The sequence below is a fragment of the Citrobacter sp. wls613 genome, assembly GCF_005281195.1.
Classification (GTDB): Bacteria; Pseudomonadota; Gammaproteobacteria; order Enterobacterales; family Enterobacteriaceae; genus Citrobacter; species Citrobacter gillenii.
Genome location: NZ_SZXN01000003.1, coordinates 5,818 through 7,885, shown reverse-complemented (window position 1 = coordinate 7,885; position 2,068 = coordinate 5,818). Strand labels below are relative to the sequence as shown.

3 protein-coding genes are annotated in these 2,068 nt (G+C 50.5%); 1 reads left to right on the top strand and 2 read right to left on the bottom strand.

What is annotated here, in order from left to right:
* Positions 1-50 precede the first annotated feature (50 nt).
* Together fimI and fimA are read right to left on the bottom strand one after the other, a co-directional pair.
* Positions 51-584 carry a type 1 fimbrial protein subunit FimI gene (fimI, locus tag FDX01_RS00565; RefSeq protein WP_137399043.1) on the bottom strand — a complete coding sequence of 178 codons (534 nt, stop codon included), beginning with the start codon at positions 582-584 and terminating at the stop codon, positions 51-53.
* A 77-nt stretch (positions 585-661) separates the two neighbouring features.
* Complete coding sequence (gene fimA, locus FDX01_RS00560; RefSeq protein ID WP_115259167.1) at positions 662-1,216, bottom strand: type 1 fimbrial major subunit FimA; 555 nt, start codon at positions 1,214-1,216, stop codon at positions 662-664.
* Between the two features lie 574 nt (positions 1,217-1,790).
* Here fimA and FDX01_RS23225 point away from each other — a divergent pair.
* On the top strand, positions 1,791-2,068 hold a 278-nt coding region (locus FDX01_RS23225), incomplete at its 3' end, for a tetrahydrofolate dehydrogenase/cyclohydrolase catalytic domain-containing protein (protein ID WP_283205030.1).

Here is a 2,068-nt window from a genome sequence, read left to right as displayed (position 1 = left end):
AACACTATCAGTAAGTTGGAGTCATTACCTGATTATCGTTGGTAAATAAATCAGGGATAGACCAACGTAAACCACACGTCTGAACGAAGCGTTCCTGGCGTGATCTTTTCCGAGACAGCCCGATAGCGCGCGGTGAAGTGAAACGTCATTTCCTGCGTTAAAATTGGGGCGTAATGACGCGGCAACGCATTCGGAATAATTTGTCGTTGCCCTTCATCAAATAATGCCAGGCCAATACCCGAGGCCGCAGACGCCTCACCGCTGGTCAGAAAGACCTGCGGATCTTCTGCAGGCGTGACGCCAGCAAACGCAATCCCAACATGGTCATAAACGTCGGAACTGCAGGACGTTAAGCGCAGTGAAAACGGTACGCTGGTCGAGGCAAAGCTTCCCGTTTCGCCAAATGCGTTGGTGCGATACTGCCCCATCTGTACCCGCAAGTTCTGGCTATCGGTGGCCACCGTACAGGCCCCATTGACCAGTTGCCCACGCAGGTGAAGGCGACCGCTTTCCAGTATTACCGTGTGTGCAAGCGCAGGCATTACGCACAGCATTCCCGCCAGCGTCATGCCTTTGAAAATCAGTTGCCACATCCTTCGTCATCCCCGGATATTGCCTCATCCATTGAGGCTGTCGTCTTCCTTGCGCCAATCAGAACGGCTTATTCGTACTTCATGATGAAGGTGGCGTCGGCGTTTGCCTGGCCTGGCGTGGCGCTTGCAGCGGTCGCTTTATAACGTGCGGAGAAACGCAGGGTGTTGGTGCCTTCTACCAGCGCCTGGGCAGTAGAGAAGGTGGCACCATCTGGCTTCAGCGCGGTAGACGCGTTGTCCAGAATTTCGATGCCTACACCGCCAGCGGTGGTGGTGTTATTCCCTGAAGATACCGCCAGCAGAGCTGAGTTGGAGGCATCCGCCTGACCCGAAAACGCCACAGCTGCCGTCGCGGCAACCGCAGGATCGCAGTCGTTCAGCACGATGGAGAACGGAATCTGTGCCGTGGTATCGCCGATGGCTGCAAAGCTGGCGGTACGATATTGCCCTAATGTCACCACCTGATCGGCTGACTGTGTGCTTACCGCACAAGCTGCATTGACCAGTTCACCTTCAAAATGAACAGTACCGCCGCTCACGCTGACCGGATCGGCTGCGACTGCGGCCCCTGCAACTAACATCAGGCTGGCAATAACAGAAGTATTTATTAATTTACGTTTCATGGATTTCCCTTGAATTACACACATCCGGTTCCGGTATCCTGCCGGCTCCGTTTGAATCATTATCGACATAAAATGTCAGGCAAATTATCTCTGCATCCTGTAAAGATATATATCGAAAGAGAATTAATGATGCTTGACCCCAACTCTCCTGAGCGCGAGATTCACTAATTAATCTTTACGAATATGACAATTCGTCACAGGGATAAATTAAACATTTCAATTAATGAAAAATACCTGCAAATCCTTGTAATGGCCCTGGCTAATTCTTATTGGGATCTAAGAAATGTCTGGGTAAATATTACTTAAACACCACCACAATGGTACGTAACAGACTGGTTTATGACGCATTACCCATGAAAACAGAAGGGTGATGAGTTGTTTCACTAACGTTAAAATTAATTAGCGTACTCAGTAATTATTCCTGTCTTTACGATATTGACACCTCACCCGTTCGCACAGCGAGACGTTCCTAATCTCACCTAAAAATGCAAACGAAAACTGACAGCACGCCGCGCTTCTGACAAAATAGTGACATCCCCTTCGATTTAACGTAACAGACGGAATCCTCTCTCTGATGGCAGCAAAGATTATTGACGGTAAAACGATTGCGCAGCAGGTACGCTCTGAGGTGGCTCAAAAAGTTCAGGCGCGTTTAGCGGCTGGATTACGCGCCCCAGGCCTGGCTGTTGTGCTGGTAGGTAGCAACCCGGCTTCGCAAATTTACGTAGCAAGTAAACGCAAAGCCTGCGACGAAGTGGGGTTCGTCTCCCGCTCCTATGACCTGCCTGAAACCACCAGCGAGGCGGAACTTCTTGAGCTCATTGATACGCTCAATGCGGATGCCGCCATCGA